Origin of the sequence: Pseudomonas sp. PDM25 (assembly GCF_019219045.1) — a bacterium.
Lineage (GTDB): Bacteria > Pseudomonadota > Gammaproteobacteria > Pseudomonadales > Pseudomonadaceae > Aquipseudomonas.
Genome location: NZ_JAHUWL010000083.1, coordinates 1 through 334, shown reverse-complemented (window position 1 = coordinate 334; position 334 = coordinate 1). Strand labels below are relative to the sequence as shown.

At 59.9% G+C, this 334-nt stretch carries 1 protein-coding gene; it reads left to right on the top strand.

The genetic code is table 11. The features are described from left to right. Positions 1 to 334, top strand: a 334-nt coding sequence (gene vgrG / locus KW848_RS31425) for a type VI secretion system tip protein VgrG (RefSeq protein ID WP_218539190.1), incomplete at both ends; no start/stop codon positions are given.

Here is a 334-nt window from a genome sequence, read left to right as displayed (position 1 = left end):
AATTGGGACCGGGCCGAACTGAACAGCGACAAGAGCAGTTGCTGGATACGGGTGTCATCCAGCTGGGCCGGGGACAGCTTTGGCGCGGTAATCATTCCGCGCATCGGCATGGAAGTGGTGGTGACCTACCTGGAAGGTGATTCCGACCATCCGCTGATTATCGGGTGTGTGCCGAACAAGGTCACGCCGGTGCCGTACCCGTTGCCGGCGAACAAAACCAAGACGGTGTTGCGCAGCCACAGCTCGCCCGCCAGCGGCGGCTACAACGAACTGTCGATTGAAGACCGTACGGGGCAAGAAAAAATCTACCTGCGGGCGCAGCGTAACCTCGAAC